This window comes from Streptomyces sp. NPDC058279 (genome assembly GCF_042881255.1).
GTDB lineage: Bacteria > Actinomycetota > Actinomycetes > Streptomycetales > Streptomycetaceae > Streptomyces.
In genome coordinates this window covers 212,037-228,307 of the sequence record NZ_JBHVYA010000002.1, presented here as the reverse complement: position 1 = coordinate 228,307, position 16,271 = coordinate 212,037, and the positions used below count along the sequence as shown (strand labels likewise).

The 16,271-nt window shown below is 74.5% G+C and carries 17 protein-coding genes; 8 read left to right on the top strand and 9 right to left on the bottom strand.

The window, feature by feature from the left end:
- Window positions 1-24: 24 nt before the first annotated feature.
- The 3 genes from ACFVXJ_RS05790 to ACFVXJ_RS05780 all read right to left on the bottom strand — a co-directional run bounded on the left by ACFVXJ_RS05790 (window position 25) and on the right by ACFVXJ_RS05780 (window position 3,456).
- Complete coding sequence (locus ACFVXJ_RS05790; RefSeq protein ID WP_389659195.1) at window positions 25-1,956, bottom strand: hypothetical protein; 1,932 nt, start codon at window positions 1,954-1,956, stop codon at window positions 25-27.
- Between the two features lie 73 nt (window positions 1,957-2,029).
- Entirely contained in the window at window positions 2,030-2,830 is an 801-nt protein-coding gene (locus ACFVXJ_RS05785) for a tyrosine-protein phosphatase (protein WP_389659192.1), read from the bottom strand.
- The gene (locus ACFVXJ_RS05780) at window positions 2,827-3,456 is read right to left on the bottom strand and encodes a rhomboid-like protein (RefSeq protein WP_389659189.1); all 630 of its coding nucleotides are present in this window, start codon (window positions 3,454-3,456) and stop codon (window positions 2,827-2,829) included. Before ACFVXJ_RS05780 ends, ACFVXJ_RS05785 begins: the two co-directional genes overlap by 4 nt.
- A 64-nt stretch (window positions 3,457-3,520) precedes the next feature.
- On the opposite strand from ACFVXJ_RS05780, the gene ACFVXJ_RS05775 reads away from it, so the two are divergent.
- Together ACFVXJ_RS05775 and ACFVXJ_RS05770 are read left to right on the top strand one after the other, a co-directional pair.
- Complete coding sequence (locus tag ACFVXJ_RS05775) at window positions 3,521-4,252, top strand: hypothetical protein (protein ID WP_389659186.1); 732 nt, start codon at window positions 3,521-3,523, stop codon at window positions 4,250-4,252.
- A 62-nt stretch (window positions 4,253-4,314) separates the two neighbouring features.
- The gene (locus ACFVXJ_RS05770; RefSeq protein ID WP_389659183.1) at window positions 4,315-5,781 is read left to right on the top strand and encodes a PepSY-associated TM helix domain-containing protein; all 1,467 of its coding nucleotides are present in this window, start codon (window positions 4,315-4,317) and stop codon (window positions 5,779-5,781) included.
- Between the two features lie 75 nt (window positions 5,782-5,856).
- Here the strand turns inward: ACFVXJ_RS05770 and ACFVXJ_RS05765 are convergent, their stop codons facing one another.
- Together ACFVXJ_RS05765 and glnII are read right to left on the bottom strand one after the other, a co-directional pair.
- Window positions 5,857-6,447: a winged helix-turn-helix domain-containing protein gene (locus ACFVXJ_RS05765; protein WP_389659180.1), complete on the bottom strand. Its 591-nt coding sequence runs from the start codon at window positions 6,445-6,447 to the stop codon at window positions 5,857-5,859.
- 541 nt (window positions 6,448-6,988) lie between these two features.
- Window positions 6,989-8,008, bottom strand: coding sequence for a glutamine synthetase (gene glnII / locus ACFVXJ_RS05760; protein ID WP_389659177.1), 1,020 nt, complete (start codon window positions 8,006-8,008; stop codon window positions 6,989-6,991).
- 211 nt (window positions 8,009-8,219) lie between these two features.
- Here glnII and ACFVXJ_RS05755 point away from each other — a divergent pair, with 211 nt between their 5' ends.
- Window positions 8,220-9,164, top strand: a complete 945-nt coding sequence (locus ACFVXJ_RS05755; RefSeq protein ID WP_389660074.1) for a Gfo/Idh/MocA family protein — start codon at window positions 8,220-8,222, stop codon at window positions 9,162-9,164.
- Window positions 9,165-9,225: 61 nt separating this feature from the next.
- Here ACFVXJ_RS05755 and ACFVXJ_RS05750 read toward each other — a convergent pair whose 3' ends face one another.
- Together ACFVXJ_RS05750 and ACFVXJ_RS05745 are read right to left on the bottom strand one after the other, a co-directional pair.
- A complete protein-coding gene (locus ACFVXJ_RS05750; protein ID WP_389659175.1) occupies window positions 9,226-9,747 on the bottom strand; it encodes a hypothetical protein in 522 nt (173 codons plus the stop codon).
- A gap of 80 nt (window positions 9,748-9,827) precedes the next feature.
- Window positions 9,828-10,238 carry a DUF4345 domain-containing protein gene (locus ACFVXJ_RS05745; protein ID WP_389659172.1) on the bottom strand — a complete coding sequence of 137 codons (411 nt, stop codon included), beginning with the start codon at window positions 10,236-10,238 and terminating at the stop codon, window positions 9,828-9,830.
- 83 nt (window positions 10,239-10,321) lie between these two features.
- On the opposite strand from ACFVXJ_RS05745, the gene ACFVXJ_RS05740 reads away from it, so the two are divergent.
- A complete protein-coding gene (locus ACFVXJ_RS05740) occupies window positions 10,322-10,954 on the top strand; it encodes a TetR/AcrR family transcriptional regulator (RefSeq protein WP_389659169.1) in 633 nt (210 codons plus the stop codon).
- A gap of 34 nt (window positions 10,955-10,988) precedes the next feature.
- Here ACFVXJ_RS05740 and ACFVXJ_RS05735 read toward each other — a convergent pair whose 3' ends face one another.
- Window positions 10,989-11,357, bottom strand: coding sequence for an ArsC/Spx/MgsR family protein (locus ACFVXJ_RS05735; RefSeq protein ID WP_389659166.1), 369 nt, complete (start codon window positions 11,355-11,357; stop codon window positions 10,989-10,991).
- A 107-nt stretch (window positions 11,358-11,464) separates the two neighbouring features.
- On the opposite strand from ACFVXJ_RS05735, the gene ACFVXJ_RS05730 reads away from it, so the two are divergent.
- Window positions 11,465-11,719 (top strand): hypothetical protein, encoded by a 255-nt coding sequence (locus ACFVXJ_RS05730; protein ID WP_136215518.1) that lies wholly within the window; start codon window positions 11,465-11,467, stop codon window positions 11,717-11,719.
- A 54-nt stretch (window positions 11,720-11,773) separates the two neighbouring features.
- Here the strand turns inward: ACFVXJ_RS05730 and ACFVXJ_RS05725 are convergent, their stop codons facing one another.
- Window positions 11,774-12,868, bottom strand: a complete 1,095-nt coding sequence (locus ACFVXJ_RS05725) for a PP2C family protein-serine/threonine phosphatase (RefSeq protein WP_389659162.1) — start codon at window positions 12,866-12,868, stop codon at window positions 11,774-11,776.
- A gap of 79 nt (window positions 12,869-12,947) precedes the next feature.
- On the opposite strand from ACFVXJ_RS05725, the gene ACFVXJ_RS05720 reads away from it, so the two are divergent.
- From ACFVXJ_RS05720 to ACFVXJ_RS05710, 3 genes are all read left to right on the top strand, one after another.
- On the top strand, window positions 12,948-13,649 hold the full coding sequence (locus ACFVXJ_RS05720; protein ID WP_389659159.1) for a VIT family protein: 702 nt from the start codon (window positions 12,948-12,950) through the stop codon (window positions 13,647-13,649).
- Window positions 13,650-13,886: 237 nt separating this feature from the next.
- Window positions 13,887-14,780, top strand: coding sequence for a TIGR01777 family oxidoreductase (locus tag ACFVXJ_RS05715; RefSeq protein WP_389659156.1), 894 nt, complete (start codon window positions 13,887-13,889; stop codon window positions 14,778-14,780).
- 212 nt (window positions 14,781-14,992) lie between these two features.
- Window positions 14,993-16,255: an NAD(P)/FAD-dependent oxidoreductase gene (locus tag ACFVXJ_RS05710; protein WP_389659152.1), complete on the top strand. Its 1,263-nt coding sequence runs from the start codon at window positions 14,993-14,995 to the stop codon at window positions 16,253-16,255.
- The last annotated feature ends 16 nt before the right edge of the window (window positions 16,256-16,271 follow it).

Sequence of the window (16,271 nt, the reverse complement as noted above, 5' to 3'; positions counted from 1 at the left end):
CGGCGCCCTCAGCGCCGGCTTCGATCAGCGCAGGGCTTCCGCCTTGGTGCCGTCCGTCAGCTTGCCCGAGAGGTCGACCTGGGCGCCCTGGGTCGCCTTCACCGCGAGCCGGTTCCCGGTCGCGCTCCCGTTCACCCCGCCGCCGGACGCCGAGACGGAGGTGAACTGGGCGCTGCCCGCGGCCAGTACGTACCACTGGCCCGCCTTCGACTTCCACAGCACGCCCGCCAACACCCGGGGCTCCCGGGGGCCACACGCGGCGGAGCCCTCCGCCCGCGCCGCCTGGGCGGCGAGCGGCGCGCCCGGGGCCAGGAACTGGGCCTGGACCCGATCCGTGGTGCCCTGCCAGGTCTCGGCCCGGCTGCACAGCCAGGTCGCCGTCCCGTCCCCCTCGGGCAGCGGCTGCTTCGCGTACGTCCAGGCGTTGACGCTGCGCACCCCGTGCGAGCGGACCGAGGGCAGCAGGCACGCCGTCCGGGACCACTCGCCCAGCTCGGCCGGCTCCGTCACGTCGCGCTCGGCGCCCGGCGCGCCCGACGTGAGCCGGACCGGGGTCAGCTCGCCGAGGTCCGTCACGAGCCGGGTGGCGCCGTCGCCGGTCAGGGCCAGCGCGTTCCAGCTCGTACACGTGCCCGCCGGGGCGGGTCCGGGCACCGGCGGAGTCATCCCGTCCGGGGTCAGCTTCAGCACCGAGGGCGAGTCGCCCGGCTTGAGCAGGTCCCGCAACGAGGCGCCGACCACCCAGGGGGCCGCCAGGTAGCGGACGTTGCCGTCGACCCGGCTCAGCACGAGAGCGGTCGCGGTGTCCGCCGACGCCCCGTCCGTGCGGGCGAAGTCGAGGGCGGCTCCGGCGGTCCCGCCGCGCGGCTCGGCGTAGCGGATCACGCGCAGCCCGTCGTACAGCAGGACCACCACCGCCTGGTCCACGGCTCCGGCGAACAGCAGTTGCGGCGGGCCCATCGGCGGCCCCGACGGCGTGCCGGGGGTGGCCGAGACGACCACCGAGCGGCCGGGGCGGGCCCACACGGCGAGCGCCCGGCGCAGCAGCGCGGTGTCGTCGGCCCGGTCGCCCCGGGCCGGCCAGGCGGAGAAGTCCGTACGGGAGGAGGTGCGCCAGAGCGTGGGCGCGACCCGGACCAGTTGCCCGGGGTCGAGCGCCTGCTCCGCGACGGCGTTCTTCGCGTACGGCGGGGCGGCGGGCCCGTCCGCGCCCCAGCCGCCGCCGGGCAGCGCGAGCAGGGCGCCGCAGACCGCGAGGGCGGCCGCGCCGGCGATCCCGGCCCGCGTGAGGCGGCGCCGCCGCAGCAGGTCGGTGGGTCGGGCCTGGAGCACGCACGGGTCGAACTCGGGGGAGGCGAAGAGGGCGTCGTGCGCCGGGTCCCCGGACTCCGCGACCGCCCCCGTCGGGTTCGCCACCCCGGCGTCGGCGAGCACCCTCAGGACGTCCGGCTCCGCCAGCCCCTCCAGGGCGCGCAGTACGCAGGCCGCGCGCCCGGGACCGCTCAGGGTGGTCAGCCACTGGTCCAGCGCCAGTTCCTCGGCCCCGCCCGAGCGCGGGAACAGCCGCAGCCCCCACACCTGGGGGAGCAGCCGGGGCAACTGCCCGCGCAGCGGGAGCGCCCGGAAGGTGAACGGGACGCCCGCCTCCAGGGCGGCGCGCAACACCCGCAGCCGCACGTACGGGTACCCGGACTCGGGGCCCTCCAGGCCGCCCCGCTGCGCCGGCACCCCACCGCGCACGGCGGTGTCGCCGCCGCCCCGGCGACCGCGCGGCAACGCCCGCTGGGTCAGCGAGTGGGCGGTGAGCACCCGCCGGTTGCGCCCGAGGGAGGGCGGCAGCACCAGGTAGGCGAGCCGCACCAGCCGCGGGTAGTGCTCGACGATGGCGGCCTCGGCCTGCTCTAGGCCGGGCGTCAGGGGAGGCAGGGGGCGGGTGGCGGTATCCGGCGCAGTCACGTTCAGCAGAACGAGCGAATCGTCGGATGGTCACCCGCTGCCGGCGCACCCGTTCGGGCGATTCCGCGTGCCGTCAGGCGGTCAGGCGGTCCCGCAGGGCCTCGACGGTCCCGTCGGGAACGCCGAGTCCCTCCCGTACGTACTTCTCCATGGAGCCGTAGCGGGCGGCGACCTCCTCCAGCGCCGTCCGCAGGTAGGAGGGGAACACCCCGATCAGCGCCAGGGCGATCTCCGGGTCGCCGCCGGCCGCCGTGAACCCCTCGATCATGGGCGCGAACGCCTGTTTGACCGCCGGGTTCACCGACATGTACTCGGCCATCAGGGTGTCGTCGTCGGCGCCGAGCAGCGACAGGACGACGGTCGCGCCCCACCCCGTGCGGTCCTTGCCGGCGGTGCAGTGGAACAGCAGTGGACCGGCCTGTGGATCGGCCGCCTCGGTCAGCAGCAACCGGTAGGCGTCCTGCGCGGAGGCCGAGTTCACGAAGGACCGGTAGACCTCCCCGAAGATGGCCTGCGCCTTTCCGCCGCCCAGGTGTTCCTCGGCCACGATCGGGTCCGCCATCAGGTCCTTGAGGTGCGCCGCCGGGGGCATCTTCCCCAGTCCGGCGTGCAGCGTGTCCGCCAGTACGTCCCGTACCAGCAGCCGCGCGCCGGTCGGCAGCCGGTCGGGGCGGTCGGCTCGCTCGCCGTCGCTGCGGAAGTCGACGACCGTACGGATGCCCAGCGCGGCCACCGCCGGATCGGCGTCCGGGTCGAGCCGGTCGAGCGCGCCGGAGCGCAGGACCAGCCCCGGGCGGACGGTGCGGCCGCCCGAGAGCGGAGTACCGCCGAGGTCGCGGAGGTTCGCGACGGTGGTGGAGGGGATGGCGGTCATCGGGCGGCTCCAGTCTCCGGTCTGATCAGACCGATTTTCTGATGATTCGTTCCGGAGCGACACTCGACGGCCAAGGAGAGGCCGATGCCGATCCCCAGGGCGACCAGGTGCCCGACATCGGTGAAGGTGCGCCCGCGCCGCAGCACCGGTCGCGCGGCGAGGGCCAGGAGCCCCGCCCGGGCGGCGGCGCGCACGGGCCCGCGCGGCAGCGCCGAGGTGAGGGCGCCGAGCACGGTGTTGAAGCCGTAGCTGGTGCCGACGTCCAGGGCCCGGCGGGTCTCCCGGTCCGCCCCGTGCCGCAGCGCCCCGTACACGAGCAGGGTCGCCGCCGCGTGCCCGAACAGGAACACCGCCGCCGTCCACCAGGCCCCGTACGCGTACTCCGCGTACCCGAGCACCGCGACCAGCAGCAACGCGTAGGGCAGCGGCATGGGCTCCTCGACGGTGCAGGCGCTGCTCAGCAGGGTCTCCCAGTGGCCCGCGGCCAGATTGTCGACGTTCGTCGAGCAGCGGCGCAGCACCCGGTCCCGCGCCTGCGGGCCGAGCCGCTCCAGCGCGTGGGCGCCGAACTGGACCCCGCCGGCGTAGACGACTCCGAGCGGTACCGACCACGGCGGCTTTTTCACCCGACCATGATCCCGCACGACCTCCTCGCGGAGGGCGGCGGGGTCCGTGGGAGCATGAGCCGACATGTCCCATTCCCGCGCGCCGATGCGCGCCCCGCGGGCCGCGATGTTCGCGGCGGTGTGCGTCACCCTGGGCGCGATGGGGCATTCGTACATGTCCGGCATGGATGTTCCCTTTTCAGGGCTTCTGACCTCCTTCGTGGTGATCGGCGGCCTCGCCCGGCTCGCCACCGGGCGGCGCCGGGGTCCGCTCGCGATCAGCACCGCGCTGCTCGCCGCGCAGGGCGCGCTGCACCTGGCCTTCACCGGGAGCCAGGCGGCCCGGTCGGCTTCGACCCCCGCGCCGATGCCCGTGCACCACCACATGCCGGGCATGGACATGAGCGCCATGGACGGTGCCATGGGTGCCATGGGCGCCGACGCGTCCGCGATGGCGGGGATGCCGGGCATGGCGGGCATGGCCGCGCACGGGCACGGCGGCCTCGGCATGATCGCCGCGCACGTCCTCGCCGGTCTGTTCTGCGCCGCCTGGCTGGCCCGGGGCGAGGCGGCCGTGTTCCGGCTCGCCGCGGCCCTCGCGGCCGCCGCCCTGCCGGCGGCCCGATCGCTCGCCCGCGCGCTCGCGCTCCTGCGGACCAGGCCGGCCCCCGTACCGGCGCCGGTCGGGTACCGCCCCCGGTACGGACGGCCGCGTCGGCTGCGCGGGGCGGTACCCGCCCATACCGTGGTCCGGCGCGGGCCCCCGGTCCGGCGAGACACCCGAGCAACGGCCCCCGGCCGGCCCGTCCCCGCCTGAGAGGCGCGCACGGCGAGGTCAGGGGTCGATCACCCATGTCTTCGCCAACTTTCAGGACAACCATGTCTTTCGACGAGCTCCAAGCCGATCCCGCGCGGACGGCCGAAGCGCAACCCTCCGACACACCCGCCGTCGGATCGACCGCGCGCACCCCGGGAGCGTGGGCCGCGCTGCGACCGCTGCTCTTGCGCATGCACTTCTACGCCGGGCTGCTGATAGCCCCGCTGCTGTTCGTCGCCGCCGCCACCGGACTGCTGTACGCCGGCTCCTGGCAGGCCGAGAAGATCCTCTACTCCGACGAGCTGACCGTCGCCCGGGTCGGCGACCACACCGTGCCGCTCGGCGACCAGGTCGAGGCGGCCAAGCGTGCCGCACCGCAGGGCAAGGTGGTGGCCGTCTGGCCCGCACCGGATGCCGAGGCGACCACCCGGGTGATCATGGAGAGCCCGGGCCTCGCGGACGACGAGACCCTGACCGTGTTCGTCGACCCCTACACGTCGGACGTACGGGGGCAGCTCACCACCGCCGGCGACGCGCTCCCGCTGCGCGCCTGGCTGAGCGGGCTGCACGCCGACCTCCGGCTCGGCGCGTTCGGACGCACCTACAGCGAACTCGCCGCCAGCTGGCTCTGGGTGGTCGCGCTGGGCGGCCTCGCCCTGTGGATCGGCCGCCGACGTGCCCGCAGGGCGAGCCTCGTCCTGCCCGACCGCGCGGCGACCGGTCGCCGTCGGACCCTGTCCTGGCACGGGGCGGTCGGGATGTGGGTGGCGGTCGGCCTCGTCGCCCTCTCCGCCACCGGCCTGACCTGGTCGAAGTACGCCGGGGAGCACATCGGGCAGCTTCAGGACGGCCTCGGCGGCGCCACCCCGTCCGTGTCCGCCGGGCTCTCCGGGAGCGCCGGCGCCGACGGCGGCGACGAGCACTCCGGCCACAACATGGAGGGCATGGAGGGCATGGAGATGCCCCCGCCGCCCACCGCGGACATCGGCATCGACCGTGCCGTGGCCGCCGCCCGGGCCGCCGGCGTCACCGAGTCGCTCCGCGTGACCCTGCCCACCGAGGGCAAGGGGTACGTCGTCAAGGAGACGGACAAGCAGGTGCCCGTGCACCTGGACTCCGTCGCCATCGACCCCGCCGACGGCAAGGTCGTCGACGAACTGCGCTTCGCCGACTACCCGCTGCTCGCCCGGTTGACCCGCTTCGGCATCGACCTGCACATGGGCCTGACGTTCGGGATCGTCAACCAACTGGCGCTCGCGGCCCTGGCCGTCGCGCTGATGTTCCTCGTCTTCTGGGGCTACCGGATGTGGTGGCTGCGCCGGCCCACGAAGGAGCGCGCGCTCTCGGTCGGCCGTGCCCACCCGCGCGGGGCGTGGCGCAGGCTGCCCGTGACGCTGCTGCTGCCGCTCGCCGCGGTGACGGCGGTGGTGGGCTGGTTCGTGCCGATGCTGGGCATCAGTCTGGTGGCGTTCCTGGCGATCGACGGCCTGCTCGGCCTCGCCGCCCGCCGTCGCCCGGCCGGGCTCTAGTCCGACCTGCGGCTGGGCCCGTACGCGCCTCCTCGCGCGTACGGGCCCAGCCGCGGGCTCCGCCGACCCGTCGGCTCAGGGGGCGTACTTGTAACCCACCCGGCGCACGGTCTGGATCGCGTCGCGGTGGGCGGCGCCCAGCTTGCGGCGCAGGCGGGCGATGTGGACGTCGACCGTGCGGCCGTCGCCGACGTGGCCGTAGCCCCAGACCGTGGTGACCAATTGGTCCCGACTGTGGACCCGGTGCGGGTGCGCCACCAGGTGGGCCAGAAGCTCGAATTCCAGGTACGTCAGGTCCAGCACCCGGCCGTCGACCTCGGCGGTGCGCTGCGCCGGGTCGATCCGTACGAGGGCGTCGCCGGTGGTGTCGGCGGCCGTGGGGGTCTTCACCGGAGCCGGAACGGAATGCGGGGCGAAGGCGATCGGCGGCTGCTGGTCGGCCGGTACGAGGACCAGGTAGCCGACCATCGGCGGGTGTCCGGGCAGCGTCGGCACCGTGTGCTGGGGCGCGGGCAGCCAGGTGGCGCCGGGCGGGAGCAGGTCCACCACCCGGGCCACCTCGTCCCGGTCCACGGCGCGCAGCCGGTGGCGGGGTGCGGGCGGATAGGTCAGGGGAGCGGAGGTCGCAGCGGAGGCGGCGGAAGTGAGGGAGCGGGTGTTCGCCATGAGTGGTCAGCTCTTTCACGCGGAGTGGTCGGCAGGAGACGTACGTACGTCGTCGTTGTCGTACCGCGCAGACCGAAGGCCACGGGGAGGCTCTGCTGGTGGTTCCCGGGGGCTTTAGAGGGCCGGCGCGTTCTCCGCGCGGCAACACACCCGGTCGAAATCGTGATCCTGACGGGACGGCCAGAACGGCTCCAGGTCCCTGCGACCTGACGAGGTGTACGAGTGGCTGGCCATGGGCGTCATTCAAGCAGATGTACGGGGTCCGGGGCAGACCGCGTCTCACTTCGTGGATCGGTATCTCATATTCCGCCACCCGGGTTCGGTGAAATCGGGACAATGCGCCAGAATCCCCAGACGTCAGGTCCGGCCGCATGGCCACGCTTCCACTTCCCGTATCACATGGTGGGCAGATCCGTCCCGCTCGCCCGGCCCCGGCGACGACGACGGCGCCCGCCGGACCGAGGTGGTCGGCGGGCGCTGTGGCGGCGGCGTGGCGGCGCTGTGGCGGGCACGCGGCGGGCGCGCGGCGAGTCGGGAGCGGTCAGACGAGGCCGGCCTTCTCCAGTCCGGTGCAGCAGGTGTCGGTGATCAGGCGGGTCACCACGTACGGGTCCACGTTGGCGTTCGGGCGGCGGTCCTCGATGTACCCCTTGCCCTCCTTCTCCACCTGCCACGGGATGCGGACCGACGCGCCGCGGTCGGAGACCCCGTAGCTGAACTCGTTCCAGGGAGCCGTCTCGTGCAGCCCCGTCAGGCGCTCGTCGATGCCGGCGCCGTAGTTCTTCACGTGATCCATGGGCTTGGACCCCTCGCCCAGGGCCTCGCACGCGGAGATGATCGCGCGGTAGTCCTCGCGCATCGCCTTCGTGGAGAAGTTGGTGTGCGCGCCCGCGCCGTTCCAGTCGCCCTTGACCGGCTTCGGGTTCAGCGTCGCGGAGACGTTGAAGTCCTCGGCCGTGCGGTACAGCAGCCAGCGGGCGATCCAGAGCTGGTCCGAGACCTCCAGCGGGCCGACCGGGCCGACCTGGAACTCCCACTGGCCCGGCATGACCTCCGCGTTGATGCCCGAGATGGCGAGCCCGGCGGCCAGGCAGTGGTCCAGGTGCCTCTCTACGATCTCGCGCCCGAAGATCTCGTCGGAGCCGACGCCGCAGTAGTAGCCGCCCTGCGCGGCCGGGAAGCCGTTCACCGGGAAGCCGAGCGGACGGGTCCCGTCGAAGAAGGTGTACTCCTGCTCGATGCCGAAGATCGGCTCCTGCCCGGCGAACTTCGCGGCCACAGGGCGCAGCAGCGCGCGCGTGTTCGACTCGTGCGGGGTCATGTCGATGTCCAGGACCTCGCACAGCACGAGGACGTCGTCCCCACCGCGGATCGGGTCCGGGCAGGAGAAGACGGGCTGGAGCACGCGGTCGGAGGCGTGCCCCTCGGCCTGGTTGGTGCTCGACCCGTCGAAGCCCCAGACGGGCAGCGCGTCCCCTTCGGCGAGGATCTTCGTCTTGGAGCGCAGCTTCGCCGTCGGCTCGGTGCCGTCGATCCAGATGTACTCAGCCTTGTAGCTCACGGGCCCCATCCTTCGGTACGTCGCTCCGGCGCGGACCCCGCGAACGGCGGGTCCGACACTGCCCTGCTGATCGCAGCGTGCCCCCGCGCGATTTCTCTTCCGTTGCCCGGCTGTGAACCCCGTGTTACCGAGGTTTACACCGCAGGTGGGCGTGGCCGTGCGGGTCGGCGGTGGGACACCCGTTCGGGTGCGGCAGACTGGGCAGGTGAGCATTTCGTACGATTTGAACTCGTCCGTCGATCCCGCCCGGCACGCCGACGCGGGCTCCCGCCTCCGGGTCGGGCTGCTCGGCACCGGCCCGTGGGCGCGCCGCACCCATGCCCCGGCCCTCGCCGCGCACGCCGGTTCCGACTTCGCCGGAGTGTGGGGCCGGCGTCCCGAGGCGGCGGCCGAGCTGGCGCGGACCCACGGTGTGAAGGTGTACGAAGACCCCGACGCGCTGTTCGCGGACTGTGACGCCGTGGCCTTCGCCCTGCCGCCGGACGTCCAGGCGCCGCTCGCCGTGCGCGCCGCCGCCGCCGGCTGCCACCTGCTGCTCGACAAGCCCGTCGCGACCACCGTGGCGGAGGCCCGCGCGGTCGCGGACGCCGCGGCGCGCCACGACGTGGCCTCCGTCGTCTTCCTCACCCTCCGCTTCGCCGAGCCGACGGCCGCCTGGGTCGAGGAGCAGGCCGGGCGGAGCGGCTGGTTCACCGCCTCCGCCCACTGGCTCGGCGCGGTCTTCCCGCCCGACGGCGGGCCGAGCCCCTACGCCGACTCGCCCTGGCGCAAGACCAAGGGCGGTCTGTGGGACGTCGGGCCGCACGCCCTGTCCGTACTGATCCCGGTACTGGGCGACGTCACCGCCGTCTCTGCGACGCGCGGGCCGTCCGACGTGGTCCAACTCGCCCTGCGCCACTCCTCGGGCGCGGCCAGCACGGCCGTGCTCTCCCTGGGCGCGCCGCGTGCCGCGGCGGGGGTCGGCCTGGAGCTGCGCGGCGCCGAGGGCGTCTTCGCCCTGCCCGACTGGAGCGACGTACCCGGCGCCTACGGCCGGGCGCTGGACGCGCTGCTCGCCGCGGCCCGGACGGGAAGGCCGGATCCGCGCGGGGCGGAGTTCGGGGCGAGGCTGACGGAGATCCTCGCCGAGGCGGAGCGGCTGACCGCGGCGGTGTGACGGGCCGTCCGGGGCGGAGGGGGCGTGAGGGGCGTGGTGCGGGTGCGGGTGCGGGACGCGGCTATTTGATGACGGCGTTGGCCACGATGACCACCATCCCGATCGCGGAGTCCGCCAGGCCGATGGGCAGCGCGCTGCGCAGTCGGTAGCCGGCCCGTACGGCCGCGAAGGTTCCCCAGCCGAACAGCAGCGCGGTGTTCAGCAGGAGGGCCACGCCGGTCACCTCGTACTCGGGCCAGCCCGTGAGCCCGGCGAGCAACAGCAGCACGACGCTCGGCAGGGTGGCCGCCACCATGGGCCACTCGTGCCACACGGTGCGCCCGAGCCCCAGCCACCGATGGCCGGGGGAGCCGGGCTGATGGGTGGTCATGTGGTGGGCGTAGCCGTGCGCGAGAGCGGCCGTCGCGGCGGTGACCAGGACCCAGGCGGCGTCGTAGAAGGGCGTGTACGCCTTGCCCGGCCGCTCCAGCGCGGCCAGCAGCCCGCTGGCCAGGACGGTCCCGTACACCCCGCCGAACATCCAGCGGTCCCGGCGGCCGGGCGGGGGGAGCGGGAGGGCGTGTTCCTGCGGTGATGCCGTCACGATGGTCCCTTTTGGCGTATTGGGTGGTTATGTACTCCTTTTTCCTCGGCCCACAGTAGGGGGTCGGGGGTCGGTCCCGGTTAAGCGCGAGCGGTCCGGCGCGGTCCGATCGCCTTCTCGTCCGCGTCCGCCAGCCAGAAGTAGACCGGCGACAGGGCGAGTTCGACGACCATCAACACCACCTGGAACGCGTGCGGCCATCCCGCGACCGCGATCGACAGCACGCGGGCGAGTCCGCCGAGCAGGAACACGCCGGTCAGCATGCGCACGGCCGCCGCCGGAACCGGCGTTCGGCGCGCCGCCCACAGCCAGGTGAGGCCGTAGCCCACGAAGATCGCGCCGAGGAACCGGCCCAGGCTGTCGATGGTCGCGCCCGCGTCCGCCTCGCCCGGAATGGCGGCGTTGCCGCCGAGGACGTGGAAGAGGCCGATCGCCACGCACGCGATCCCCATCGCCCACGCGAGCGCCCTGAGGGCCTTCGCCTTGCCCATGCCGCACACCCCTCACCCTTGGTTGACATGTGTCTACTTAAACTAAGGGTCGTTGGTGGACGCGTGTCAAGTAACCTGCGGGAGTGCCTTCCTCCCCTCCCCGGCGCAGCCGGCTCGCACCGGCCGACCGCCGCGCCCAGCTCCTCGGCGTCGGCGCGCGGCTCTTCGCCGCCCGCCCCTACGACGAGGTGCTGATGGAGGAGGTGGCGGAGCGGGCGGGCGTGTCCCGTGCCCTGCTCTACCGGCACTTCGCGAGCAAGCACGACCTCTTCGCCGCCGTGTACCGGCAGGCGGCCGACGACCTGCTCGCCGAGACGCGTTTCGACCCGGACCGCACCTTCGTCGAGCAACTGGTCCAGGGTCTCGACGCGCACCTCGACTACTTCGTCGCCAACCGGCACGCCGTCCTGGCCGCCAACCGCGTCCTCGCCGGCGACCCGGTCATCCAGACGATCATGGGGAACGAACTCGACGCCCTCCGCGCGGGCCTGCTCGGCGTGCTCCCGCTCACGGATGCCGCCACCCGGGAGGCGGTCTCCGGCGTCCTCAAGAGCTGGCTCGTCTTCGTCCAAGTGCTCTGCGTGGACTGGCTCACCCGGGAAACCTGCACCCGTGCCGAACTGCGGGACGTGTGTGTCGGAGCCGCGGTGGGCGCCCTCCGGCCCCTCCTCGACTCCGATCCGGCCCCCGACTGGCCGCCGGCGTCCCGCTCCTGAGCGGGTCGGGGCCCTACGGCCGCACGGGCCGCCCCTACCGGCGGGAGAGGGCGTCGCGGACCGCTTCCTCGGAGCGGGCCACCACGGCCGTGCCGTCCTCTGCGGTGATGATGGGCCGCTGGATCAGCTTCGGGTGCGCCGCCAGGTGGGCGATCCAGCGCAAGCGCGCCTCCTCGGTCTCCTCGCGCGGCAGTTCCCGTACGCCGGTCTCCTTCGCCAGCGGATCCGAGGTGCGGGTGATGTCCCAGGGCTCCAGCCCGAGGCGGCCCAGCACCTCGCGGATCTCGGCCTCGGACGGTACGTCTTCCAGGTAGCGGCGCACCGTGTACTCGGCGCCCTCCGCGTCCAGCAGGGTCAGTGCGCCACGGCACTTCGAACACGCGGGATTGATCCAGATCTCCATGCCCTCCAGGGTAGTCAGGTGCCGTCTGGCCAGGGGCGATTGTCAGTGGGTCACCGTAAAATCGAGGGAGCACGACAGGAAGCCAACTACCGTTTGGGAGGCTGTAGATGGCCGCTGCCGCGATCATTTCGATGCCCAAGAAGAAGCCACTGCCGGCCGGGCTGCCGCGCGAGTGGTACGAGAGCCACAACCGCCGCCTCAAGGCGATGCGGTTGGCGATATCCCTGCTCGACACGGGGACGTACGACGCCAAGCGCGCCACCAACCGCAAGATACGCACCATGGCGGTCCGGGTGGGCATCCACCGCCCGTCCAACACCACCTGCCGGATGGTGCGCTCCTTCATCCGCGACGGCGGCTGACGAATCCGGCGGCGGGGGCCGGGCGCGGGCCGGGCAAGGTCGGAACGAGCCGGCCTAGCCCGGCGCCGCGTCGGCCCCCGCCGCCGACAGCACCAACACGGCCACGTCGTCGCCCGGTCCGCCGTCCGTGAAGGCCAGCAGGTCCCGCCACACCGCGCGCGGCAGCCCCTCCGGGTCCTTCGCCAGCATCGGGACCCGCTGCGCCAACGGGTAGAAGTGCCCGGCGGCGTCCCGCGCCTCGGTGACCCCGTCCGTGTGGACGAGCAGCCGGTCGCCCGGGAGCAGCGGGACCTCCGTGATCCGTGTGGGCGCCGGGCCCGCGAGACCCAGACCCAGCGGAGGGCCCGGTTCCACGGCCAGCTCGCAGGCCGCGAAATCCCGGAGCAGCAGCACCGGAGGGTGCCCGCAGGAGGCGATCCGCACCACGTCCCGTTCCGGCGGGAACTCCAGCAGGACAGCCGTCGCGAACAGCTCCGGATGCTCCTCGGGCCCGGTCGCCGCATCCTCCACCAGCCGCCGGTCCAGCCGGGCCGCGACCGCCTCCAACCCGGGGTCGTCCAGGGTCGCCTCCCGGAAGGCACCCAGCAGCGCGGCCACCGTCCCGACCGCGGCCAGCCCGTGCCCGCGTACGTCGCCGACCACCGCCCGCACCCCGTACGGCCCGGCCCGTACGTCGAAGAGGTCCCCGCCGACCAGCGTGCCGCGCTGGGCCGCCCGATAGAGGCCGTCGCAACGCACCCGGCCCACCCGTTCCGGCACGGGGGGCAGCAGCGCGAGCTGCGCCGCCTCGGCGACCGTACGGACGCTGACCAACTGGGCGTCCCGTCGCCGCCGCACCCAGGCGATGACCACGCTGAGCAGACCGACGGTGGCCACCGTGGCCAGGTCGGTCCCCCTGGCGTGCCCGACGCCCAGCCGGTGCACGCCGAGCAGGAGCGTGACCACCCCGGCGAAGGCGGCCGTCCCGACGGCCCCGTACGAGAACGCGGCCACGGCCGGGATCGCGGCCAGGAAGTAGCCGAGTTCCGCGATGCCGGGAGTGAGCCACTGGACGCACGTCAGCCCCACCAAGGCCGCCAGGGGCGCGGCCCGGGCCCACCGGGGCGGCGGCGCACCCCGCAGCCGGCCGGGCTCCTCGCGTCCGTGCATCACCCCTCCACCCTGGCGCCGGCGGACGGGCGCCGCACGCTGGGTGGTGCCGAACGCGCCGGCGCCGGACAGTGGTGCCGTGACGGATACGGCGGACACCCGCAGCGGGACGATCAGCGCCCGGCTGAACTGGCTGCGGGCGGGGGTGCTGGGCGCCAACGACGGGATCATCTCCACGGCGGGCCTGGTGGTCGGAGTGGCCGGTGCGACGACCGCCCGGGGGACGATCCTGGAGGCGGGAGTGGCCGGGCTGCTGGCGGGCTCGCTGTCCATGGCGGCCGGGGAGTACGTGTCGGTCAGCTCCCAGCGCGACTCCGAGCGGGCCGCGCTGGAGGTGGAGCGGCGCGAGCTGGTGGAGGAGCCGGAGGCGGAGCTGGAGGAACTGACCGTGCTGCTCACGGAGCGGGGGCTGAGCCCGCGGCTGGCGCGCGAGGCGGCCGAGCAGCTGACGGAACGGGACGCGCTGCGGGCGCACGCGCGCGTGGAGCTCGGGATCAACCCGGACGAGCTGGCGAACCCCTGGAACGCGGCGTGGGCCAGCCTGATCGCCTTCACGGTGGGGGCGATGCTGCCGTTGCTCGCGATCGTGCTACCGGGCCCCTCGGCGCGGGTGCCGGTCACGGTGGTGGCCGTCCTGGCGGCGCTCACGCTGTGCGGGGTGGTCAGCGCCCGGCTGGGCGGCGCCCCGGCCGGCCGGGCGGTGCTGCGGAACGTGGGCGGCGGCGCGCTGGCCATGGCGGTCACCTACGCGGTGGGCACCCTGCTGGGCAGCACCGGCTGACGCCGCGGACGCCGCCCGAGGCCACGCCGCCCGGCGCCGCCCCGGCCCGCGTGCCACCGCTCCGCGCGGCTCGCCGGGCGCGGCACCGGTGGGCGAGGGCCCGCACCACGGGGTCAGGGGCCCCGTCCCGGGCCGAACGCCCCGGCACGGGGGAGGCCGGGGTCGTCGGTCGGCAGGGCGCCACGCCCGTGCGTCTCCGCGCGGCCGGCCACCGGGCCGAACGCGCACACTGGGCCCATGCGAATCGCCGTCACCGGATCAAGCGGTCTCATCGGCAGTGCCCTCGTACGGGCCCTCCACGCCGACGGGCACGAGCTCGTGCGCCTCGTGCGCCGCGCGCCCGCCCGGGAGGGCGAGGCGCTGTGGGATCCCGCTCGCGGGTACGTGGATCCGGCCGGGCTCGCCGGCTGCGGGGCCGTCGTGCACCTGGCCGGCGCCGGGGTCGGCGACCGCCGCTGGACCGCCGCCTACAAGCGGGAGATCCGCGACAGCCGGGTCCTCGGGACCGCCGCGATCGCCGGCGCCGTCGCGCGGATGGAGGAGCCCCCGAAGGTCCTCGTCTGCGGGAGCGCCATCGGGTACTACGGCGACACCGCCGACCGCACCGTCGACGAGGACGCCCCGGCCGGGGAGGGGTTCCTGCCCTCCGTGTGCGTGGAGTGGGAGGCCGCCGCCGCGCCCGCCCGGGCCGCCGGCGTCCGGACCGTGTTCGCCCGTACCGGATTGGTGGTCTCCGCCGAGGGGGGCGCCTGGGGCAAGCTCTTCCCCATCTTCCGTGCCGGACTCGGCGGCCGGCTCGGCGACGGCCGCCAGTTCTGGTCGCACATCTCGATGCACGATGAGATCGCCGCACTGCGCCACCTCATCGACACGCCGGGACTGACGGGACCGGTCAACCTCACCGCCCCCGAGCCGGTGACGAACCGTGAGGTCACGGCCGCCATGGGCCGCGCCCTGCACCGACCGGCGGTGTTCGCCGTGCCGGCCCCGGCGATGCGCCTGGTGCTCGGGGAGTTCGCCGAGGACGTGCTCGGCAGCCAGCGGGTGCGTCCCACCCGCCTGTTGGAATCGGGCTTCGTGTTCCGCTACCCCGGCATCGACGCCTCGATCCGCGCGGCCCTGACCGGCTGAGCCCCCCGCCCCGGCCCCGCCGCGCCCCGGCCCCGGCCCCGCCCCGGCGGTCCGGGGGGAGCGCCGAGCGCACATGTGCGACCGTTTGTGACCCACATGCGACCGTCATGCGACCGAAGTTGTGCGCAATACCCCACAGGACATGGGTTCTGCCGGAGTCGGAGTGGGGAAGGAGGACCCCACACAGCCGCGCCGACCTCGGGGAGGGGCACGTGCTCAGCAGCGCACACCATGCGGACGTCGTCATCGTAGGAGCCGGAGTCTCAGGACTCGCGGCCGCGCACCACCTGATCGCCCAAGGCGTCACCGTCACCGTGCTGGAGTCCGCCGACGACCCCGGCGGCCGGATGGCCACCGAATCGGTCGACGGATTCCGACTCGACCGGGTCGGCCAACTCCTGAACACCTCGTATACGGAGCCCGCCCGCACCCCGGGCCTGGAGGACCTCACCCTGCGCGCCTTCGCGCCCGGCGTCCTCGTCCACGGCGCCGACGGCAGGCGGCAACGCGCCGGGGCCCGCACGCCCGCCCGCGCCCTGGCCGGCGGCTCCCTGGACCAGGCCCGACTCAGCGCGGCCCTCGCCCGACTCGCCGCCCAACCGGAGGAACGCCTGCTCGCCCGGCCCGAACGCACCGCCCACGCCGCCCTCACCTCGCGCGGACTGCCCCCGCGCACCCTGGCCGGCGTGGTGCGCCCGCTCCTGGCCACGCTGTTGCGCGATCCGGAGCTCACCACCTCCAGCCGGGTCGCCGACCTCGCGTTGCGCGGCTTCGCCCGGGGCCGGTTCGCCGTGCCCGAGGGCGGCGCGGCGACCCTGCCCACCCTGCTCGCCGCCGCCCTGCCGCCCGGCACCGTACGCACCGGGGTCCGGGTGCGGTCGGTGGCGACCAACCTGGTCACCACCGAGCGGCACGGGGAGTTCGGCTGTCGCTCCGCGGTCCTCGCCACCGGGGCCCGGGCCGCCGCCGAACTGCTGCCCGGACTGCGCGTGCCCGACTTCCACGAGGTCACCGTCCTGCACCACGCGACACCCACCGCCCTGTCCTGGGACGGCTCACTGCTCCTGGACGCCGACCCGAAGTGGCCGGTCGCCCACACCACGGTGATGAGCGCGGTCGACCCGACGCGGGCCCCCGCGGGGCGCGGCCTGGTCACCACCACCGTGCACGGACCGCCGCCGGCGGCCCGGACCGTCGCCTCCCGGCTGGCCCGGCTCTACGACACCTCCACCCGGGACTGGGAGCTGCTCGCCGTCCACCACACCCCGGAGGCGGTGCCCGCCATGCCACCGCCGCACGACCTGCGGCGCCCGGTACGGGTGCTGGCCGGCCTGTACGTGTGCGGGGACCACCGGGACTCCAACACCGTCGACGGCGCCCTGCACTCCGCCCGCCGCGCCGCCGCCGCCGTCCTGCGCGACTTCGGCATCCCGGTACCGGCCGCCACCGAACGCCCCCTGCGGGTGGCGGCCTGAACCCACCCGGCCGGGT